At 60.0% G+C, this 18700-nt stretch carries 16 protein-coding genes and 1 pseudogene; 4 read left to right on the top strand and 13 right to left on the bottom strand.

Annotation, left to right across the window (positions count from 1 at the left end; genetic code table 11):
- Positions 1–11 precede the first annotated feature (11 nt).
- From J2Y56_RS00880 to J2Y56_RS00895, 3 genes are all read left to right on the top strand, one after another.
- Complete coding sequence (locus J2Y56_RS00880) at positions 12–1205, top strand: acetyl-CoA C-acyltransferase (protein WP_310347955.1); 1194 nt, start codon at positions 12–14, stop codon at positions 1203–1205.
- Between the two features lie 162 nt (positions 1206–1367).
- A complete protein-coding gene (locus J2Y56_RS00890) occupies positions 1368–2495 on the top strand; it encodes an acyl-CoA dehydrogenase (RefSeq protein WP_007945943.1) in 1128 nt (375 codons plus the stop codon).
- Positions 2496–2509: 14 nt separating this feature from the next.
- Positions 2510–3283 (top strand): enoyl-CoA hydratase, encoded by a 774-nt coding sequence (locus J2Y56_RS00895; protein WP_007945944.1) that lies wholly within the window; start codon positions 2510–2512, stop codon positions 3281–3283.
- A 109-nt stretch (positions 3284–3392) separates the two neighbouring features.
- Here the strand turns inward: J2Y56_RS00895 and J2Y56_RS00900 are convergent, their stop codons facing one another.
- The 11 genes and pseudogenes from J2Y56_RS00900 to J2Y56_RS00950 form a co-directional block, all read right to left on the bottom strand.
- On the bottom strand, positions 3393–4544 hold the full coding sequence (locus J2Y56_RS00900) for an acyl-CoA dehydrogenase family protein (RefSeq protein WP_310347957.1): 1152 nt from the start codon (positions 4542–4544) through the stop codon (positions 3393–3395).
- Positions 4545–4547: 3 nt separating this feature from the next.
- The gene (locus J2Y56_RS00905; protein ID WP_310347959.1) at positions 4548–5654 is read right to left on the bottom strand and encodes an enoyl-CoA hydratase/isomerase family protein; all 1107 of its coding nucleotides are present in this window, start codon (positions 5652–5654) and stop codon (positions 4548–4550) included.
- A 165-nt stretch (positions 5655–5819) separates the two neighbouring features.
- Positions 5820–6527: an HPP family protein gene (locus tag J2Y56_RS00910; protein WP_310347960.1), complete on the bottom strand. Its 708-nt coding sequence runs from the start codon at positions 6525–6527 to the stop codon at positions 5820–5822.
- Between the two features lie 233 nt (positions 6528–6760).
- On the bottom strand, positions 6761–8140 hold the full coding sequence (locus tag J2Y56_RS00915) for a UDP-glucose/GDP-mannose dehydrogenase family protein (protein ID WP_310347961.1): 1380 nt from the start codon (positions 8138–8140) through the stop codon (positions 6761–6763).
- Positions 8137–8538, bottom strand: a complete 402-nt coding sequence (gene arnF, locus J2Y56_RS00920) for a 4-amino-4-deoxy-L-arabinose-phosphoundecaprenol flippase subunit ArnF (RefSeq protein WP_310347963.1) — start codon at positions 8536–8538, stop codon at positions 8137–8139. Before arnF ends, J2Y56_RS00915 begins: the two co-directional genes overlap by 4 nt.
- Positions 8535–8879, bottom strand: a complete 345-nt coding sequence (arnE, locus tag J2Y56_RS00925; RefSeq protein WP_310347964.1) for a 4-amino-4-deoxy-L-arabinose-phosphoundecaprenol flippase subunit ArnE — start codon at positions 8877–8879, stop codon at positions 8535–8537. Before arnE ends, arnF begins: the two co-directional genes overlap by 4 nt.
- The gene (gene arnT / locus J2Y56_RS00930) at positions 8876–10525 is read right to left on the bottom strand and encodes a lipid IV(A) 4-amino-4-deoxy-L-arabinosyltransferase (RefSeq protein ID WP_310347965.1); all 1650 of its coding nucleotides are present in this window, start codon (positions 10523–10525) and stop codon (positions 8876–8878) included. Before arnT ends, arnE begins: the two co-directional genes overlap by 4 nt.
- A complete protein-coding gene (gene arnD, locus J2Y56_RS00935; RefSeq protein ID WP_310348353.1) occupies positions 10522–11406 on the bottom strand; it encodes a 4-deoxy-4-formamido-L-arabinose-phosphoundecaprenol deformylase in 885 nt (294 codons plus the stop codon). Before arnD ends, arnT begins: the two co-directional genes overlap by 4 nt.
- On the bottom strand, positions 11406–13412 hold the full coding sequence (gene arnA / locus J2Y56_RS00940) for a bifunctional UDP-4-amino-4-deoxy-L-arabinose formyltransferase/UDP-glucuronic acid oxidase ArnA (RefSeq protein ID WP_310347967.1): 2007 nt from the start codon (positions 13410–13412) through the stop codon (positions 11406–11408). The genes arnD and arnA overlap by 1 nt, the downstream gene beginning before the upstream one ends.
- Positions 13409–14428 carry an undecaprenyl-phosphate 4-deoxy-4-formamido-L-arabinose transferase gene (gene arnC, locus J2Y56_RS00945; protein WP_310347969.1) on the bottom strand — a complete coding sequence of 340 codons (1020 nt, stop codon included), beginning with the start codon at positions 14426–14428 and terminating at the stop codon, positions 13409–13411. The genes arnA and arnC overlap by 4 nt, the downstream gene beginning before the upstream one ends.
- Positions 14425–14666: pseudogene (locus tag J2Y56_RS00950) on the bottom strand (DegT/DnrJ/EryC1/StrS family aminotransferase); the annotation flags it as partial. The pseudogene J2Y56_RS00950 and the gene arnC, both read right to left, overlap by 4 nt.
- 424 nt (positions 14667–15090) lie before the next feature.
- Between J2Y56_RS00950 and xerC the strand changes: the two are divergent.
- Entirely contained in the window at positions 15091–16029 is a 939-nt protein-coding gene (xerC, locus tag J2Y56_RS00955) for a tyrosine recombinase XerC (protein ID WP_405046829.1), read from the top strand.
- On the opposite strand, the gene J2Y56_RS00960 is transcribed toward xerC, so the two are convergent.
- Together J2Y56_RS00960 and J2Y56_RS00965 are read right to left on the bottom strand one after the other, a co-directional pair.
- Positions 16026–17102 (bottom strand): ABC transporter ATP-binding protein, encoded by a 1077-nt coding sequence (locus J2Y56_RS00960; protein WP_007945959.1) that lies wholly within the window; start codon positions 17100–17102, stop codon positions 16026–16028. The two genes, xerC and J2Y56_RS00960, sit on opposite strands and share 4 nt — an antisense overlap.
- Entirely contained in the window at positions 17099–18697 is a 1599-nt protein-coding gene (locus J2Y56_RS00965) for an iron ABC transporter permease (protein ID WP_310348358.1), read from the bottom strand. Before J2Y56_RS00965 ends, J2Y56_RS00960 begins: the two co-directional genes overlap by 4 nt.
- Positions 18698–18700: the final 3 nt, after the last annotated feature.

Genomic DNA, 18700 nt, shown 5'->3' on the forward strand with positions numbered 1-18700 from the left:
GGAGTTTTGTCATGACTATTGCCAACGATCCCATCGTAATCGTCAGCGCCGCCCGCACCCCGATGGGCGGTTTTCAGGGCGAACTGAAAAGTCTGACGGCACCGCAACTCGGCGCAGCCGCGATTCGTTCGGCAGTCGAGCGCGCCGGCATCAACGCTGAATCGGTCGAAGAAGTGCTGTTTGGCTGTGTTCTGTCCGCTGGCCTCGGCCAGGCACCGGCGCGTCAGGCTGCGCTGGGAGCCGGGCTCGATAAGTCGACCCGTTGCACCACGCTGAACAAGATGTGCGGTTCGGGCATGGAAGCGGCGATTCTGGCCCACGACATGTTGGTGGCCGGCAGCGCTGACGTGGTGGTGGCGGGCGGCATGGAAAGCATGTCCAATGCGCCATACCTGCAGGACCGTGCGCGCAGCGGCTATCGCATGGGCCATGGGCGTGTGCTCGATCATATGTTCCTCGACGGGCTGGAAGATGCCTACGACAAGGGTCGCCTGATGGGCACCTTTGCTGAGGATTGCGCCGAAACCAACGGTTTCAGCCGTGAAGCGCAGGACGCGTTCGCCATTGCCTCGACCACCCGCGCACAGCAGGCGATCAAGGACGGCAGCTTCAACGCCGAGATTGTCCCGGTGTCGGTGATGGTCGGTAAAGAACAGGTGCTGATCAGCAACGACGAACAGCCACCGAAAGCCAGGCTGGACAAGATTACGTCGTTGAAACCGGCGTTCCGCGACGGCGGCACGGTGACGGCAGCGAACTCCAGTTCCATTTCCGACGGCGCGGCGGCACTGGTGTTGATGCGTCGCTCCGACGCCGAGAAACAAGGGCTGAAACCGCTGGCAGTCATTCACGGCCACGCGGCGTTTGCTGACACCCCGGGCTTGTTCCCGGTAGCGCCGGTGGGCGCTATCAAGAAACTGATGAAGAAAACTGGCTGGTCGCTGGACCAGGTCGATCTGTTCGAAGTGAACGAAGCTTTCGCCGTGGTCAGCCTGGTAACCATGACCAAACTGGAAATCCCCCACGAGAAGGTCAACGTTCACGGCGGTGCGTGTGCCTTGGGTCATCCGATTGGTGCATCGGGGGCGCGTATCCTCGTGACCCTGCTTTCGGCCCTGCGCCAGAAAGGCCTGAAGCGCGGCGTTGCAGCGATCTGCATCGGCGGCGGCGAAGCCACGGCCATGGCGGTTGAATGCCTCTACTGAAGCTGGCGCTATTCCAATGTGGGAGCGAGCCTGCTCGCGAAAGCGGATTCACATTCGACATTTTTATCGACTGATACACCGCATTCGCGAGCAGGCTCGCTCCCACAGGTTCAGTGTTTCAACCAGTCATTTTGTACGACAGGCTTATTTTAAGGACTTGGCATGATTCCCAATGACGAACAACTGCAGATCAGCGAAGCGGCCCGGCAGTTTGCCCAGGAACGGTTGAAACCGTTCGCCGCCGAGTGGGATCGCGAACATCGCTTCCCCAAGGAAGCCATCGGTGAAATGGCCGAGCTGGGCTTCTTCGGCATGCTCGTTCCAGAGCAGTGGGGCGGTTGCGACACCGGTTATCTGGCGTACGCCATGGCCCTGGAAGAAATCGCCGCCGGTGATGGCGCGTGCTCGACCATCATGAGCGTGCACAACTCGGTGGGTTGCGTACCGATCCTGCACTACGGCAACGACGATCAGAAAGAACGCTTCCTCAAGCCACTGGCCAGCGGCGCGATGCTCGGCGCCTTTGCCCTCACCGAACCGCAGGCCGGTTCCGACGCCAGCGGCCTGAAAACCCGCGCGCGACTGGAAGGCGATCACTACGTGCTCAATGGCTGCAAGCAGTTCATCACCTCCGGGCAGAACGCCGGGGTGGTGATCGTGTTTGCAGTGACGGACCCAAGCGCCGGCAAGCGTGGTATCACCGCCCTGATCGTGCCGACCGATTCGCCTGGCTATAAAGTCGCCCGGGTCGAAGACAAGCTCGGTCAGCATGCATCCGATACCTGCCAGATCCTCTTCGAAGACGTCAAAGTACCGGTGGCCAACCGCTTGGGCGAGGAGGGTGAAGGTTACCGAATCGCCCTGGCCAACCTCGAAGGCGGCCGCGTGGGCATCGCTTCGCAATCGGTGGGCATGGCCCGCGCCGCGTTTGAAGCCGCCCGTGATTACGCCCGCGAGCGCGAAAGTTTCGGCAAGCCGATCATCGAACATCAGGCGGTTGCGTTCCGTCTGGCCGACATGGCCACGCAGATTGCCGTGGCCCGGCAGATGGTGCATTACGCGGCGGCCTTGAGGGACAGCGGCAAACCGGCACTGGTCGAAGCGTCCATGGCCAAGCTGTTCGCTTCGGAAATGGCCGAAAAGGTCTGTTCTTCGGCGTTGCAAACCCTAGGCGGTTACGGTTACCTCAACGACTTCCCGCTGGAGCGGATCTACCGCGACGTGCGGGTCTGCCAGATCTACGAAGGCACCAGCGATATTCAGCGCATGGTTATTTCGCGCAATTTATAAGAAGGAGTCCACTTGTGAGCTACGAAACGATTTTGTTGGAAACCCACGGCCGCGTCGGTCTGATTACCTTGAACCGTCCGCAAGCGCTGAACGCGTTGAACGCGCAGATCGTCAGCGAACTGAACCACGCCCTCGATGGCCTGGAGGCCGATTCGAACATCGGCTGCATCGTGCTGACCGGCTCGAAAAAAGCCTTTGCTGCCGGTGCCGACATCAAGGAAATGGCCGAGCTGACCTACCCGCAAATCTACATCGACGACCTGTTCAGCGACAGCGACCGCGTGGCCAACCGCCGCAAACCGATCATCGCCGCGGTCAACGGTTTTGCCCTGGGCGGTGGCTGTGAACTGGCGTTGATGTGCGACTTCATCCTGGCCGGCGACAACGCCAGATTCGGTCAGCCGGAAATCAACCTCGGTGTGCTGCCGGGCATGGGCGGCACTCAGCGCCTGACTCGTGCCGTGGGCAAGGCCAAAGCCATGGAAATGTGCCTGAGCGGGCGTTTGATCGATGCGGTGGAAGCGGAGCGTTGCGGTATCGTCGCGCGGATCGTCCCGGCGGATGAGCTGCTGGAAGAAGCGCTGAAAGTCGCGGCGCTGATCGCGAACAAATCGCTGCCGATTGCAATGATGGTCAAGGAAAGCGTTAACCGCGCATTTGAAGTGAGCCTGTCCGAAGGCGTGCGCTTTGAACGTCGGGTGTTCCATGCGGCGTTTGCGACGCAGGATCAAAAAGAAGGAATGGCGGCGTTTATTGCCAAGCGTGAGGCGCAGTTCCAAGGGAAGTAATGCGCTACTTTGACTGACGCCATCGCGAGCAGGCTCGCTCCCACAGTTGATCTCCAGTGTTCAGGAGATCACCTGTGGGAGCGAGCCTGCTCGCGATGCTTTTTAGCCTTTAGACCAGATAATTTTTGAGTTCGCGGGCGATCACCATCCGCTGTATCTCGCTCGACCCTTCATATATCTGCGTGATCCGCGCATCCCGGTAGTACTTCTCCACCGGATAGTCTTCCAGATACCCATACCCGCCATGAATCTGAATGGCGGACGAGCACACCTTTTCGGCTATTTCCGAGGCGAATAGCTTGGCCTGAGATGCTTCGGACAGGCAGGGTTTGCCGGCTGTGCGCAGGCGCGCCGCATGCAGGATGAGCAATCGCGCGGCGTTCAACTGCATGTGCATGTCGGCGAGCATATTGGCGATGCTTTGGTGTTCGATGATCGGCTTGTCGAATTGCACCCGGTCCCGCGAATACGCCAGCGCTGCTTCAAACGCGGCACGGGCAATGCCCAGGGCTTGCGCGGCGATGCCGATACGGCCGCCTTCGAGGTTGGACAGGGCGATGGACAGGCCCTTGCCGCGTTCGCCCAGCAAATTGGCTTCGGGAACGGTGCAGTTGTTCAGTGTCACCGCGCAGGTGTCCGAAGCGCGAATGCCCATCTTGTGTTCAGTGCGGTCCACGATAAAACCGGCGGTGTCGGTCGGCACCAGGAATGCCGAAATACCGCGCTTGCCCAAATCCGGATCGGTCACGGCAAACACAATCGCCAGTTTCGCTCGTTTGCCGTTGCTGACAAATTGCTTGGCGCCGTTGATCACCCATTGACCGTCGCGCAGTTCGGCACGGGTGCGCAGGTTGTGCGCTTCGGAACCGGCTTGCGGTTCGGTCAGGCAGAAGCAGCCAATGGCCTGGCCGCTGGCCAGATCCGGCAACCAGGTCTGTTTCTGTTCTTCAGTGCCGTAGTTGAGGACCGGCCCGCAGCCCACCGAGTTGTGGATGCTCATCAGTGCACCGGTAGCGCCATCACCAGCGGAAATCTCTTCCACCGCCAAGGCGTAGGCAACGTAGTCGACGTAGGTGCCGCCCCATTCTTCCGGCACCACCATACCGAGCAGGCCCAGTTCACCCATTTTCGCCACCAGACCGTCGTCGATCCAGCCGGCCTTTTCCCAGGCCTGGGCGTGAGGCGCGATTTCACCACGGGCAAAATCCCGGGCCATGTCGCGGATCATGATTTGTTCTTCGCTCAATTCGATATCGTGCATGGCTCAGTTCCCGCTCTCATCAAGGCCCGTGAAAAAACTCGCGACGTGCTCGGCGTCCAGCGCCTGCAAGGTCGGCGGGTTCCAGCGCGGGCGCTTGTCTTTGTCGATCAGCAAGGCGCGCACGCCTTCGATCAGGTCGCCGCGCTCGAACCATTGACGGTCCAGGTGCAGCTCAAGGGCAAAGCAGTCTTCCAGACTCAAGTGCCGACCACGACGGAGCATTTCCAGGGTCACGCCCATGGCCAGCGGCGAACGGCTCTCCAGCAGGTCGGCGGTCGTAATCGCCCACTCACGGCCATCGGGAATCGTCACTTCACGCAGTTGTTCAACAATACTCGGCACATCGGGCAAGGCGAAGAAGTGGTCGATGGCCGGACGCAACACCTCTAACGGTGCATCGGGCAGGTGCTGCACCGCGAGTTTAGCCAGCAAACCCTGGAGGTCTTTGAGCGGCGTGTCGCGCCATTCGAGTTGATCGAGCTTCTCATCGAGCGCGGTCAGTTTTTCACTGTCCAGGTACCAGTCGGCAAGCCCGCAATAGAGCGCGTCCGCCGCGCGAATCTGCACACCGCTGACGCCGAGATATATCCCCAGTTCGCCCGGGATGCGCGGCAGGAAATAGCTGCCGCCGACGTCCGGGAAGTAACCGATGCCGACTTCCGGCATCGCCAGTCGGCTTTTTTCGGTGACCACCCGCAAATCCGCACCTTGCACCAGGCCCATGCCACCGCCCAGTACGAAACCGTCCATCAAGGCGAACACAGGTTTGCGGTAGTGGTGAATGGCGAGGTCGAGGGCGTACTCCTCGACAAAGAAATCCTCGTGCAGCGTGTCGCCGCTTTTGAAGCTGTCATACAACGAGCGAATATCGCCACCAGCACAGAAGGCTTTCTCGCCGGCACCGCGCAATACCACGGCGTGAATGTCAGAATCCTGGGCCCAGGCGTCAAGCTGACGCTGCAGATTGCGCACCATGTCCAGGGTCAGGGCGTTGAGGCCGGCGGGGCGATTGAGGGTCAGGTGACCGATGTGGTTGCGAACCTCGGCCAGCACGTCGTTTTGCGTGGCATCCATGGACGAAGTCCCCTTCGATGAAACCTGAGCAGTCATCGATAACTCCCTGCTTTTATTGTTCGTTATAGAGGTGCTCGCACGCGAGCGATGCAGGATCGTACCAGTGCAAATTTGTGATGTACAAGCGGGATATGTGCAGGCTGTCTTTGCATTTATGCATGAGGTCACGGGCGTGCGGGGCGACGCAATGGCCGGATGGATCTACGCGCTACGGGACAGTACCTCACCGATGCTGCGCCGCTTGGCGTGCAATTCACTGGCATGGATCAACTGTTCGAGGTCTTCAGGCGTGACGTCGAAGAACGCCTCCATGTCGGCCAATGCCATTTTCAGGTCCTGGGCAGTGATCGCCTGAATCTCGATGGGTGGGTGGTCGGCGGGGATCATGGCCACCGGCTCGCTGGTGCCTTTTGGGTAGCGGATGCGCGTCAGGTTGTTGAAGGCCAGAGCGCTGAGCAGCATCGTCGATGCGCCTAGCATCACCGGGCCGAGGGCTTTCCAGTCCATGGCGATGGTGGCGGGGTCGGCCAGCACCAACAGCAGCGCCAACGCCCCCGCCGGTGGATGCAGGCAGCGCAGCCAGCACATCAGAATCAGCGCCATGCCCGCCGCGAGGCAGGCACTGCCGAGGGTGCGTCCGAGCACGTGGGCAACCAGCAGTGAAATCACACCGGCGCTCAAGTAGCCGCCAAGAATCGACCACGGCTGGGCGAGCGCGCCGGAGGACACAGCGAACAGCAACACCGCCGAAGCGCCCAGTGGACCGATCAGATGCAGTGCCACTTCAATACTGAACACTTGCCCGCATACCCAGACGCTGAGCATCGTGCCAAGGGCCATGCCGATGGCAGCGCGACTCCATTCGGAAGGACGGGTGTTAATGGCGGCGGGCAACCAGCGAGCAAGCATGTTCAAATCAATCCGTAGGCAAAAACTTGAGCAAAAAAAAGGCTTGGCTGGGATACCCAGAAAGCCCTTGAAGATGTTCCAACTATTGGGGGAGGAACGTGGCACAGTCTGCCGATGATTCCACGCCCTGACAAATTCATATAAATGAAGGTTGAATGCATTAATTTTGAAGTACTGCAACGATGCCCAGGATCAATGCCAGTAAAGCCAGCCGCCGAGCGGTAAAAAATCCATCAAGCAACAACCGAATCAGCCGGCCATTGCAGATGCGGAATCGGCAGGTTGCGTGACTCGCCACGGCCCATCGGGAAGTATTTGAAACCGCTGCGATCCAGGCGGTCCGCATCGTACAGGTTACGCCCGTCGAAAATCACCGGCGCTTTCAGACGCTGCTGGATCAGGTCGAAATCCGGCGCCTTGAACTGCTGCCACTCGGTGCAGACGATCAATGCATCGGCGCCCGACAGGACGGATTCGGGTGTGCCCATCAGCATCAGTTTCGATTCGTCAGGGTACAGCCGCTGGGTTTCCTGCATGGCTTCCGGATCGTATGCACGCACGTTGGCCCCGGCTGCCCACAGCGACTCCAGCAGGACCCGGCTTGGCGCATCGCGCATGTCATCGGTATTGGGCTTGAACGCCAGGCCCCATACGGCAAAGGTCTTGCCGCGCAGGTCGCCACGGTAGAACGCGTTGATGCGCTCGAACAACTTGTGCTTCTGGCGCTCGTTGATCGCTTCCACCGCTTGCAGCAGGTCGCTGGAGCAGTGGGCTTGCTGGGCGCTGTGAATCAGGGCGCGCATGTCTTTGGGAAAACACGAGCCGCCATATCCACAGCCGGGGTAGATGAAGTGGTAGCCGATGCGCGAGTCAGCACCGATGCCCAGGCGTACGGATTCAATGTCGGCGCCCAGATGCTCGGCCAGTTCGGCGATCTGGTTGATGAAACTGATCTTGGTGGCCAGCATGCAATTGGCAGCGTACTTGGTCAGCTCGGCGCTGCGCAGGTCCATGAACATGATGCGATCGTGGTTGCGGTTGAACGGTGCATAGAGGTCGCGCATGACGTCGCGGACTTCGTCACGCTCGCAGCCAATGATGATCCGGTCCGGGCGTCGGCAATCGGCGACAGCTGAACCTTCTTTGAGAAATTCAGGGTTGGAAACGATATCGAACTGCAGCACGCGGCCGGTCTTGATCAGGCAATCGTCGATATGCGCGCGCAACGCATCTCCGGTGCCCACCGGCACCGTGGACTTCTCAGCCAGAATCACCGGCTGCTGGCGATACCGCGCTACGGCATCTCCGACCGACATCACGTAACTCAAATCTGCCGAACCATCGTCCCCGGACGGCGTGCCGACCGCAATAAACAGCACCTGGCCATGCTGCACGGCGAGTTTCTCGTCGGTGGTGAATTGCAGTCGTTTGGCTTCCAGGCTTTCGCGAACCAGGCTGGCGAGCCCCGGTTCAAAAATGCTCACGTGGCCTTGTTGCAGCAATGCGACTTTCTTCTCGTCAATGTCCATGCAGATCACATCGTGACCGACTTCAGCCAGGACGGCTGCCTGGACCAGGCCTACGTAACCGCTACCAAATACACTGATTTTCATGCTGCATCCCTGAGTTCCGTCGCGTGAACTGAACGAGAGTTGATGATGATAACCCCGAGCATGACCAGCGCCACCCCGAGGGTTTTTGAAAGGCTGAACGTTTCGTTGAACAGCGGCAGGCTGGCGGCCAGCAGGTACACCAGCGCATAGCTGATGCTCAGCAGCGAATAGGCCCGGCCCAGCGGCAGGTCACGAAGGGCGGCCAGCCAGCAGAGCATCGAAAGGGCGTAGGCGACAATGGCGCTCAACACGACCACCATCGCCGTCGGGTCGATGCTGGCGGTTAACAATGCGTCGGGTGAGGGCAGGCGCGTCATGCTCCAGCGCATGCCCAACTGCGCGGTGCTGACCAGCAGCACGCTGCCCATGGCGAAGGTGATTCCGCGACGAAGGCTCATGTGTGTTGCCCCAGCAGCACCACGCCGCTGATCACCAGCGCCACACCCAACCAATGTTGGCGGTCGATGGTTTCATGGAAGACAAAACGGGCGACCAGAGTAACCAGCACAAAATTGAGACTCAGCATCGGGTAGGCAATGCCGACTTCAAGGCGCTGCAATACCAGCAGCCAGACCAGCAAGCCCAAACCCAGCGACGCGAGCGCCAGCCACAGCCATGGCGAGCGCAGTTTTGCGATCCATGTCGAAGCCTGTCCGCGCCAGCTCTCCACAGCGAATTTCTGTGCGATCTGACCCAGGCACGTCAACAGGCACGCGAGCAGAACCAGTAACAGGCTCATGACGGTACCTGAGGGAAGATCAGAATCACCAGGTTGCCCTGTTCATAGCGTTTACCGTCCTTGGGCAACAGTTCGAGCTCGCGCAACTCCTGCTCACCCTTGACCCGCATGACCACACCGACAGAGCCGGTGCGGCGGGCGTTGAGCATCCACCCCTCAACCTGGCCGACGGTGACTAACTGCTGTGCCGAATCGGGATAAGCAAGACCGTATTTCAGTTCTCCTACAGAGCTGTACAGAAACACCTCCGGGTGTTTCATGCGCCAGGCCAGCGCTGACGCGGCGCCGAGATCGTTGCTCAGCAGTTTGCCGGTTTGTGACAGCTCATTCATGTGATGGAGGATGAATTGGTCGGGTGTCTTGTTGGCGACCACCGAATTGGGCAGGCCGGCCGGTATCAAACTGGCGAACATTAGGCTGCCGAGCGCCGGTGCGGCCCAGCATTGCAGCGGCCTGAAAGCTTGCATCAAGTTGGTCATGATCCAGCCGATCAAGGCAATGAACACCAGTACCAGGTTGTGCAGCTCATGGTCGTACAGCGGCTTTTTCAGTTGCAGGTAAACCAAGGCAATCAGGACAATCAGACCCAGCACCAGGTTGAGCCAACCGTTGAGCCCCAGCACCCGTCCCTGTTCCAGCTTCAGTCGATCGGCCAGTGCATGCCCCAGTATCAAGGCCAAGGGCAGCAGGCACGGCAGGATGTAACTCGGTAATTTGCCTTTGCTGAGGCTGAAGAACGCCAGTGGCATCAGCATCCACAGCAGCAGGAAGCCGATATTGGCCTGGCGTCGGGTTTGCCAGGCCTGTTTCAGTGCCGACGGCAACAGCACCGCCCACGGCAGACTGAAGGCCACCAGCAGGGGCAGGTAGTACCACCACGGCTCGTCATGCTGAGCCTTGTCACCGGCAAAGCGCTCAATGTGCTCTTGCCAGAAGAAGTAGTGCCAGTAGTCGGGCTCTTGCAAGTGAACCGCCCACGCCCAAGGCAGACACACCGCAATGGCCACGACAATCGCCACAGGGCCGAAAACCAGCAGTTCTTTCCAGCGTTTTTGCCAGATCATATAGGGTAGCGCCACCAGTACCGGCAGCAACCAGGCGAGAAATCCCTTGGTCATGAAACCGATACCGCAGGCCAGTCCCAGTACCGCCCAACTGATGAGCTTCTGGCCGCGACTGGTGCTGTCCAGAGCGAACCATAAAGCCACCAGACTCAGGTTGACCCAAAAAGTGAACTGCGGATCAAGGTTGGCATAACCGGCATGTGCGGTGATGACGATGAAACTTGCGTAGAGCAATGCACAGGCAAAACTCTTGCGCGGGTCGTTCCACATCCGCCGGGCGATCAGGAAGCACAGCAATACACTCAGGCCCATGCTCAGGGCCGAGGCAAACCGCACGCCAAACAGGTTTTGACCGAACACGGCCTGGCTGGCAGCGATCATCCAATAACCCGCCGCCGGCTTCTCGAAATAGCGCACGCTCATGAAGTGCGGCGACACCCAGTTGCCGCTCAGGAGCATGTGCTGGCTGATCTGCGCGTAGCGGGTTTCGTCCGGGATCCATAAACCATGGGTGCCCAGTGGCAGCAGATAGGCCAGGACTATCAGGACCAGCAGGAGGGGAAATGCCCAGCGTTTGCTCATGCGCCTTGCACTCCCAACCAGCCCTCGCGGCCTTCAAGGGCGCCGCGCACGACACGTCCTGTGGGCAAGGTGTCGGGGGCGTCGGGCAGTAGATCGCCCAAGGGCTGGAAATGAATGTCCCGCCGGCGTGCATCGGCCAGCAGTTGACGGAAATCGTTGGCCATCAGAATCCCTTCTACTTCAGCATGAATGGTGTAGACATTGAGTTTTTCGGGGGAAAAGCGCTCAAGAATGAACGCATTGAAGTCTTGGGCTGCGACGGTTGGGCCGACGACCTCATCGAAGGTTGGCAAGTCCACCGGTATCTGAGGTGCACCTGAACCACCGCCGGCCAATGTCGGCTGAAATATATTCCGTCCCCGGCAATCGCTGTTGTAACGAAAGCCGAACGCTTCTTTGGCTTCGATCACCCGCTCATCCGCGCGCCAACCGGCTGCGGCCGAACAGTCGACCTTTTGCCCGAGGATGTCGCTGAGCGTGTCCACGCCCCGGCGGATCTGTTCGATCAGCTGTGCGTCGCTCCAGCGTCCGGCGTTGGCCTGCCAGCCATGGTGATCCCAGGCGTGCAGACCGACTTCATGTCCGGCCGCCTGCGCCTGGCGCATCAAGTGCCCCAGATCCCGGCCGATGGGTTTGCCTGGCCAGGCGGTGCCGGCCAGCAAAATGTCCCAGCCGTACAGCCCGGCTGCATTGGAGCGAAGCATTTTCCAGAGGAATTGCGGACGGATCAGGCGCCACAGGTGGCGCCCCATGTTGTCCGGCCCGACGCTGAAGAAAAACGTCGCTGTGACTTGAGCTTCATCGAGGATTTCCAGCAGCCGAGGGACACCCTCACGGGTGCCTCGGTAGGTGTCGACATCGATTCGAAGGCCTGCCTGCATTAGCATGCTGTTTCGGTAGAGTGATCCGCGATTTCGAGCATGGCCTCGCGCAGGAAAAAGTCCAGCGTGTTGCCGATGGTCTCGCTCATCTCCACGGTGGGCGCCCAGTCCAGCAGGCGCTTGGCGTTGGCGATGCTTGGTTTGCGGTGGGACACGTCCTGGTAGCCGGCGCCGTAGAACGCTTTGCTTTCTACGTCGCGGAAACCGGCGAACGGCGGGAAGTTGTCGCGCAGTGGGTGAGCTTCGAACTGGCGCAGCAATTCTTCGCCCAACTGGCGAATACTGGCTTCGTTGTCGGGGTTGCCGATGTTGATGATCTGACCGTTGCAGGCGTCGTTTTCGTTGTCGATGATTCGCGCCAGGGCTTCTACGCCATCTGCTATGTCGGTGAAACAGCGCTTTTGCTCGCCGCCGTCGAACAGGCGAATCGGTGTGCCTTCCACCAGGTTCAGGATCAACTGGGTAATGGCCCGGGAGCTGCCGATACGGGCCGAATCCAGACGGTCCAGACGTGGGCCCATCCAGTTGAAAGGGCGGAACAGGGTGAAGTTCAGGCCTTTCTGGCCGTAGGCCCAGATGACCCGGTCGAGCAATTGCTTGGAGATCGAGTAGATCCAGCGTTGCTTGTTGATCGGGCCGACGATCAGGTTGGAGGTGTCTTCGTCGAAGTTCTTGTCCTGGCACATGCCATAGACTTCCGAGGTCGACGGGAAGATCACGCGCTTGTTGTATTTGACGCAGTAGCGAACCAGTTTCAGGTTCTCTTCGAAGTCCAGTTCGAACACGCGCAGCGGGTTACGGGTGTATTCGATCGGGGTGGCAATCGCTACCAGCGGCAGGATCACGTCGCACTTCTTGATGTGATACTCGATCCACTCGGAGTGAATGCTGATATCGCCTTCGACGAAGTGGAAGTTGGGGTGGCTGCGCAGGCGGTCGATGGCGTCCGAACCGATGTCCAGGCCGTAAACCTCATACTGGTCGTCACGCAGCAGGCGCTCGGACAAGTGATTGCCGATGAAGCCGTTGACGCCGAGAATCAGCACGCGGGTGCGGCGTGGCTTACGCCCGGATTCGGCGCCGCGCAGGACGGAGCCGTCGACCAGGCCCAACTCGTTGGCCAGTTGCGGGCCGCTCAGGTACAGACCGTTGTCATTGCGTTGACCGGCGGTGATCACCAGCGAGTCTTCGCCGCAAGCGATGCGCAGTGGATCGACGCTGATTACTCGGCCGGGTGCCAGGCCTTCATTGCCCTTGGCAACTTCGGCAGTCCAGACAATCAGCTTGTGCTCGCCCACGTCACAGAAAGCGCCCGGGTAAGGCTGGGTCACGGCGCGGACCAGGTTGAACAGTTCTTCTGCCGGCTTTTTCCAGAGCAGCTTGCCGTCGGCTGCCGTGCGGCGACCAAACACGGTGGCTTTGGATTCGTCCTGAACCGTTTCGGTGACTTTGCCTTGCAGCAGGGCGGGCAGGGTGTCGCGCAACAGGTCGGTGGCGGCCACGCGCAGTTTGCCATGCAGGGTCAGCGCGGTGTCGCTGCGCTCGATGGCAACCGTTTGCTGGGCGATGATCGCGCCGGCGTCGGCTCGTTTGACCATGCGGTGCAGGGTCACGCCGGTTTCGGTTTCACCGTTCACCAGTACCCAGTTGGCCGGCGCTCGGCCACGGTAGCGGGGCAGCAACGAACCGTGGAGGTTGAATGCGCCTTGGCGAGCGGTGGCCAGCAGCGGCACGGACAACAGGTGGCGATAGTAGAACGAGAACAGGTAATCGGGGTTGAGTTTGGCGATGCGCTCGATCCACAGCGGATGGTTGGCATCTTCCGGGGCATGCACCGGGATGCCCTTTTGGGCACACAACTGCGCAACGGAACCGTAAAAGGCGTTTTCTTTCGGGTCATCGGCATGCGTAAACACGGCGGCAATTTCAAAGCCGGCCGTGAGCAGGGATTCGATACCCGCACAGCCAATATCGTGGTACGCGAAGACAACAGCTTTTACGCTCATGAGAGAACCTGATCGGAAGAAGTGGAAGTGAGGCCGTCAACGGTGACAACGGGAGCGGGCGTGGCGGGTTGGCTACGCAAGACCTTTTCGACAAAGAAACGGGGGCGGGCGCGGACGTCGCTGTACATGCGTCCCAGATACTCACCCAGCAGGCCCATGCCGATGAATTGCCCGCCGGTGAAGACGAACAGCACGGCGAACAGTACAAACGAACCGTCGCCGGCCCATTCGGCGCCGAACACCAGGCGCAAGAAAATCAACGTGATGGCGAACACCACGCCCAGGGCGGCCATGGCAAAGCCGACGATGCTCAGCAGCCGCAAAGGTGTGGTGGTCATGCAGGTGATCAGATCGAACATCAGGTTGATCAGGCGCATGGGGCTGTATTTGGATTCGCCGTGTTCACGCTCGGCATGTAACACCGGTATTTCCGTGGTGTGCCGGGCGAAACTGTTGGCCAGAATCGGGATGAAGGTGCTGCGTTCGCGGCAGGCCAGCATCGCATCGACGATGGTGCGGCGATAAGCGCGAAGCATGCAGCCGTAATCGCTCATGGCAACGCCGGTCGAGCGCTGCACGGCCAGATTGATCAGCTTCGACGGCCAGCGGCGCAGGGCGGAATCCTGACGGTTGTTGCGCACGGTGGCGACCACGTCATACCCGAGTTCGGCCTGGGCAACTAGTCGTGGAATTTCTTCGGGCGGGTTTTGCAGGTCGGCGTCGAGGGTAATGACGACATCACCTTTGCAGTGTTCGAAACCGGCCATGATCGCCGCGTGCTGGCCATAGTTGCGGTTGAGGATGACCGCGACCACCGGGCTGCCCTCGCGATTGGCAGCATCTTCGAGGAGTTGCGCCGAATTGTCGCGGCTGCCGTCGTCCACCAGGACGATTTCGTATTCATGGTGCAACTGCTGGCACGCAGCTTCGGTACGCCGAAGCAACTCGGGCAGGCTGTCTTGTTCGTTGTAGACCGGGATAACAATCGATACGCAACGGATTGGGTAAGGTTTCACTGAGCTCTGTCCATAACGTTTTCAATGGCATCGACTACGCGATTGGCATCATCGGTGGTCATGTCGGGGAACAAGGGAATCGAACACCGCCGCGTCGAATTCCATTCGGTGTCGGGTTGGTAAATGTTCGGAAAACATTGGCGATAATACGTCCGCAAACGGGTGGCGACAAAGTGGATGCCGGTGCCTGCACCTGCAAGCCCGTCATGAAGGCTTCACGTTCCAGCCCGCAGCGCTCGGCGTAGTGAAGGGGGGTGATGGGAAGAAACGCCTGACTCATCGGGGCCTCGGGCAGGAATTGACACTCAGCGATACTGACATGCTTGATCTAAAAACAGCGTAGTCGATAAAAAACCAGCAGGTTCAATCGGTTACACAAAATACGTGATAAATCGCATTAATTGACTTTTTCTGCTCCGGTGGGCACGTTGCTGGCTTGTGAGGGACAGGCTTGTCTCATAGAGGGTAAGCTCAATTTCGTGAAAGAAACATGAAAACCCGGTGGGCGAATTGTTTATCCGAACGTCATACAGCCGGTGTTCAGACTCCTGCCACTTACCGCGACCAGACAAGAAAACTCCTACAGAAGTCTTGGCTTTGTAGGAGGGCTGTTCCCATCCAAAGTTGCATTACTGAATTGTTTTCACTCAAGGCCGTTTCGTTTGATTGACTTACCTGTTACCCAACCTGTTGCTTCAACAACCAACCCGTTGACCTTGTATCTGGCCCGGCTCGCACCTTCCAGTCAGCTGACCATGCGTTACGTTTTGCAGGATGCCGCCGACCGCTTGGGTTTCGACGACATGAATCTCGAGGACATTCCCTGGCATCAGCTTCAGCCAGAAAATGTGATTTCGCTGGTCGCGGCGTTACGCGAAGACGGCTATGCGCCCAATACCTCTTCGCTGTATGTCAATGCGGTGCGCGGGGTGATGAATGAGGCGTGGCGCATGAGCCTCATCAGTCAGGATCATCTGCTGAAAATGCGCTCGGTCAAAGGGATCGCCGGTACCCGGTTGTCCCAGGGGCGCAACTTGCGGCGTACGCTGATCCAGGAGTTGATGGCGGTGTGTGCCGCCGACCCAAGGCCACAAGGATTACGGGACGCGGCAATCATCGGGATTTTGTACGGTTCGGGCATGCGCAAGTCCGAGTCGGTGAATCTGGACCTGTCACAGGTCGATTTTGCCGAGCGCAGCCTGCGGGTCACGGCCAAGGGCAACAAACAATTGATCAAGTACGCGCCGGCCTGGGCCCTGGCCAAACTGGAGGAATGGCTGGCGTTTCGTCGATCACAGCTCAAGGAAGGCGAGGTGGACGACCCGTTTCTGTTCAACCGCATCCGTCGTGGCAGCCATATCACCCGCGAGCGCATTACCAAACATGCGATCTATTACATTGCCCGCCAGCGAGGGACCGAAGTCGGAGTGAAGATCATGCCGCATGATTTTCGGCGTTCGTTCATCACCCGCGTCATCGAAGAACACGATTTGTCGATTGCCCAGAAACTGGCGCATCACAGCAATATTCAGACGACCGCCAATTACGATGTGCGCGATGACAATGAGCGGCGTCGCGCAGTGGATCGCTTCGATCTTTAACGTGGCGACTCGCTGAACACGTGCGCATGGCCGATGGTCGAGACGTGGACCGCGCTGCCGGCAGGGGGGGCATACATGCCCGACCCGCGTACGGTTAATGACCGGCCGGACTGTTTGCCCGAGGCGGGGGCCTGAAGTTCCACGGTCAATGTGCAGGTGTTGCCGCTGAAGTCGCGATCAGTCACCACGGCGCGGCATCCGGCCATTTCGGTGGGGCTCGGCTGGATGCTGACGAGCTGCAATTGTTCGGGGCGCAGCATGATCTGCGCTGAATGGTTGTTGCGGTGGTTGTTCACCGGGATCCGGCCGAGTTCGCAATGCGCCCAGCCGGCTTCGATTTTGGCGGGCAAGACCACGGCATCCCCGAGAAACAGCGCGGTTTGTTCGTCGTCGGGGTAGCGGTACAGATCCAGTGGATGGCCAGATTGCACGAGCCGACCGTCACGCATGACCGCCAGTTGATCGGCAAACGACAGGGCTTCGCTCTGGTCATGGGTGACGAGGATGGTGGTGACACCGGCATCGGACAGCAGCCGGGCGACCATCTTGCGCATGGCGCCTCGCAGGCCGGTATCGAGGGCGGAAAACGGCTCGTCCAGCAGCATCAGGCGTGGTTGTTGCGCCAACGCCCGCGCCAGCGCCACCCGCTGTTGCTGGCCGCCGGAGAGTTCATGGGGCCAACGCTGGGCCATGCTTGCATCCAGGGCCACGCTGTCCATCAGCTCAGCGATACGATGGTTTTTTTCGCCGCCCTTGACCGAAAGCCCGAAGCCTATATTGGCCGCCACCGTCATGTGCGGGAACAAGGCGCCGTCCTGGGGAACGTAGCCAATCAGGCGCTGATGCGCCGGCACCTCATGAGTGGCGTCGGCGAGCGTCTGGCCATTGAGTGAAACACGGCCGGTGTCCGGGAACTCGAAGCCGGCGATCATCCGCAACAAGGTGGTTTTACCCGAGCCGGAAGGGCCGACAATCACCGTCCGGCTGCCAGCGGGCACCGACAGGCTGATGCTCTCCAGCGCCTTTTGGTCGCCGTAAGACTTGGAAATGGCATGCAGTTCAAGGGCGTTCATCGGCCAGCCGTCCGTTTGGATTGGTGATAAAGAAGTCCGGTCAACGGGAGCGACAGCAGGATCATCAACAGTGCATAAGGGGCTGCGGCGGCATAATCGATTTCGCTGGTCATGGCCCAGAATCCGGTGGCCAGGGTGCGTGTCCCATTGGGCGCGAGCAACAGGGTGGCGGTCAGTTCATTGGTGACTGCCAGAAACACCAGCGCTGCCCCGGCGGCTGCCCCCGGCGCGGCCAGGCGCAAGGTGATCAGCCACAATGCCCGGCCAGGCGAGCGGCCGAGACTGCGTGCGATGTTTTCCAGTTCCACCGGTGCCTGGGCGATTCCCGCCCGCAGACTCACCAGGGCTCGGGGCAAGAACATCAGCAGATACGCCAGCAGCACGGTGAGCGTAGTCTGGTAGATCGGCCGGGCGAAATGGATGGTGAACGTGACCAAGGCCAGGGCGACCACAATCCCGGGCAACGAGCTGGTGATGTAGTTGCAGCTTTCCAGTAGCCGTTGCAAACGGCCTGGAGAACGAATCGACAGCCAGGCAATCGGGATCGCGGCACAAGTAGTGAGGACCGCGCCCATTGCGCCGAGCTGCAGTGTCTGTTGCAGCGCCGGCATCAGTTCGTCCAGTTGCCAGACCTCTGAGCCGCCCGCGATCAGCCATTTGCCCACGGTGATCAATGGCACACCCAGCGCCAATGCGCAGGTGAAGACTTGCAGCGCCAGGCCAAGCATTTTTGCCTCCCAGTACAGGCGCACAACCCGCTGTGTACGAGCGCTGCCCGACCCGACTCGGGCGTAACGCGCCGTGCCGCGAGCGGCGGACTCGACTGTCAGCATCGCCAGGCAACACAGGGCCAACACACTGGCCAGCATGTTGGCGGCCGGGCCGTTGAAGGTGGATTTGAACTGGTCGAAAATCGCCGTGGTAAAGGTGTCGAAGCGAATCATTGCGTACAGGCCATATTCGGCCAGCAAATGCAGGCCCACCAATAAGGCTCCGCCGCAAATGGCCAGGCGCAGTTGCGGCAGCACCACACGGAAAAACACCGCCCACGGCTTGAGCCCCAGTGATTCGCCAACGTCCTCGATGGCCGGGTCGAGCCGGCGCAGCGTGGCAGCAATCGGCAGGTACAGGAACGGGAAGTAGGCGATGACCGAGACCAGGACGCCTGCAGGCAACCCGTGAATCGAGGGCACCAGGCTCACCCATGCATAGCTGTGCACGAAGGCCGGCACGGCCAGCGGCGCTGTCGCCAGTAGTGCCCATCCGCGTCGGCCCGGCAGGTTGGTGCGCTCTGTCAGCCAGGCCAACGCCAGGCCCAGCATGATGCACAGGGGAATGGTGATCACCACCAGCAATACGGTGTTGATCAGTAACTCAGCGACACGAGGTCGAAAAACCAGCGGCACCATGGCCGCCCAGCCTGTCTGAATCGACACGCCGATCACGAAAGCAATCGGTAGCAGCGACAGAAGCGAGACCAGTACGGACAAACCGATCACCCACGCGCCACCGCGACCGGCGAAGAGACCCCGGGAACGTCTTCGCAAGTTCGAGGGTAACGCCGTGGCGACACCCCCTGGCAGGGTTTCTGGCATCAA

It is taken from the genome of Pseudomonas sp. BE134, assembly GCF_031456105.1.
GTDB lineage: Bacteria > Pseudomonadota > Gammaproteobacteria > Pseudomonadales > Pseudomonadaceae > Aquipseudomonas.

Bases quoted from the DNA above. Each gene is read 5' to 3' on its own strand.
- J2Y56_RS00880 (WP_310347955.1), top strand. From the start codon at position 12: ATGACTATTGCCAACGATCCCATCGTAATCGTCAGCGCCGCCCGCACC.
- J2Y56_RS00890 (WP_007945943.1), top strand. From the start codon at position 1,368: ATGATTCCCAATGACGAACAACTGCAGATCAGCGAAGCGGCCCGGCAG.
- J2Y56_RS00900 (WP_310347957.1), bottom strand. From the start codon at position 4,544: ATGCACGATATCGAATTGAGCGAAGAACAAATCATGATCCGCGACATG.
- J2Y56_RS00905 (WP_310347959.1), bottom strand. From the start codon at position 5,654: ATGACTGCTCAGGTTTCATCGAAGGGGACTTCGTCCATGGATGCCACG.
- J2Y56_RS00910 (WP_310347960.1), bottom strand. From the start codon at position 6,527: ATGCTTGCTCGCTGGTTGCCCGCCGCCATTAACACCCGTCCTTCCGAA.
- J2Y56_RS00915 (WP_310347961.1), bottom strand. From the start codon at position 8,140: ATGAAAATCAGTGTATTTGGTAGCGGTTACGTAGGCCTGGTCCAGGCA.
- arnF (WP_310347963.1), bottom strand. From the start codon at position 8,538: ATGAGCCTTCGTCGCGGAATCACCTTCGCCATGGGCAGCGTGCTGCTG.
- arnE (WP_310347964.1), bottom strand. From the start codon at position 8,879: ATGAGCCTGTTACTGGTTCTGCTCGCGTGCCTGTTGACGTGCCTGGGT.
- arnT (WP_310347965.1), bottom strand. From the start codon at position 10,525: ATGAGCAAACGCTGGGCATTTCCCCTCCTGCTGGTCCTGATAGTCCTG.
- arnD (WP_310348353.1), bottom strand. From the start codon at position 11,406: ATGCAGGCAGGCCTTCGAATCGATGTCGACACCTACCGAGGCACCCGT.
- arnA (WP_310347967.1), bottom strand. From the start codon at position 13,412: ATGAGCGTAAAAGCTGTTGTCTTCGCGTACCACGATATTGGCTGTGCG.
- J2Y56_RS00960 (WP_007945959.1), bottom strand. From the start codon at position 17,102: ATGAACGCCCTTGAACTGCATGCCATTTCCAAGTCTTACGGCGACCAA.
- J2Y56_RS00965 (WP_310348358.1), bottom strand. From the start codon at position 18,697: ATGCCAGAAACCCTGCCAGGGGGTGTCGCCACGGCGTTACCCTCGAAC.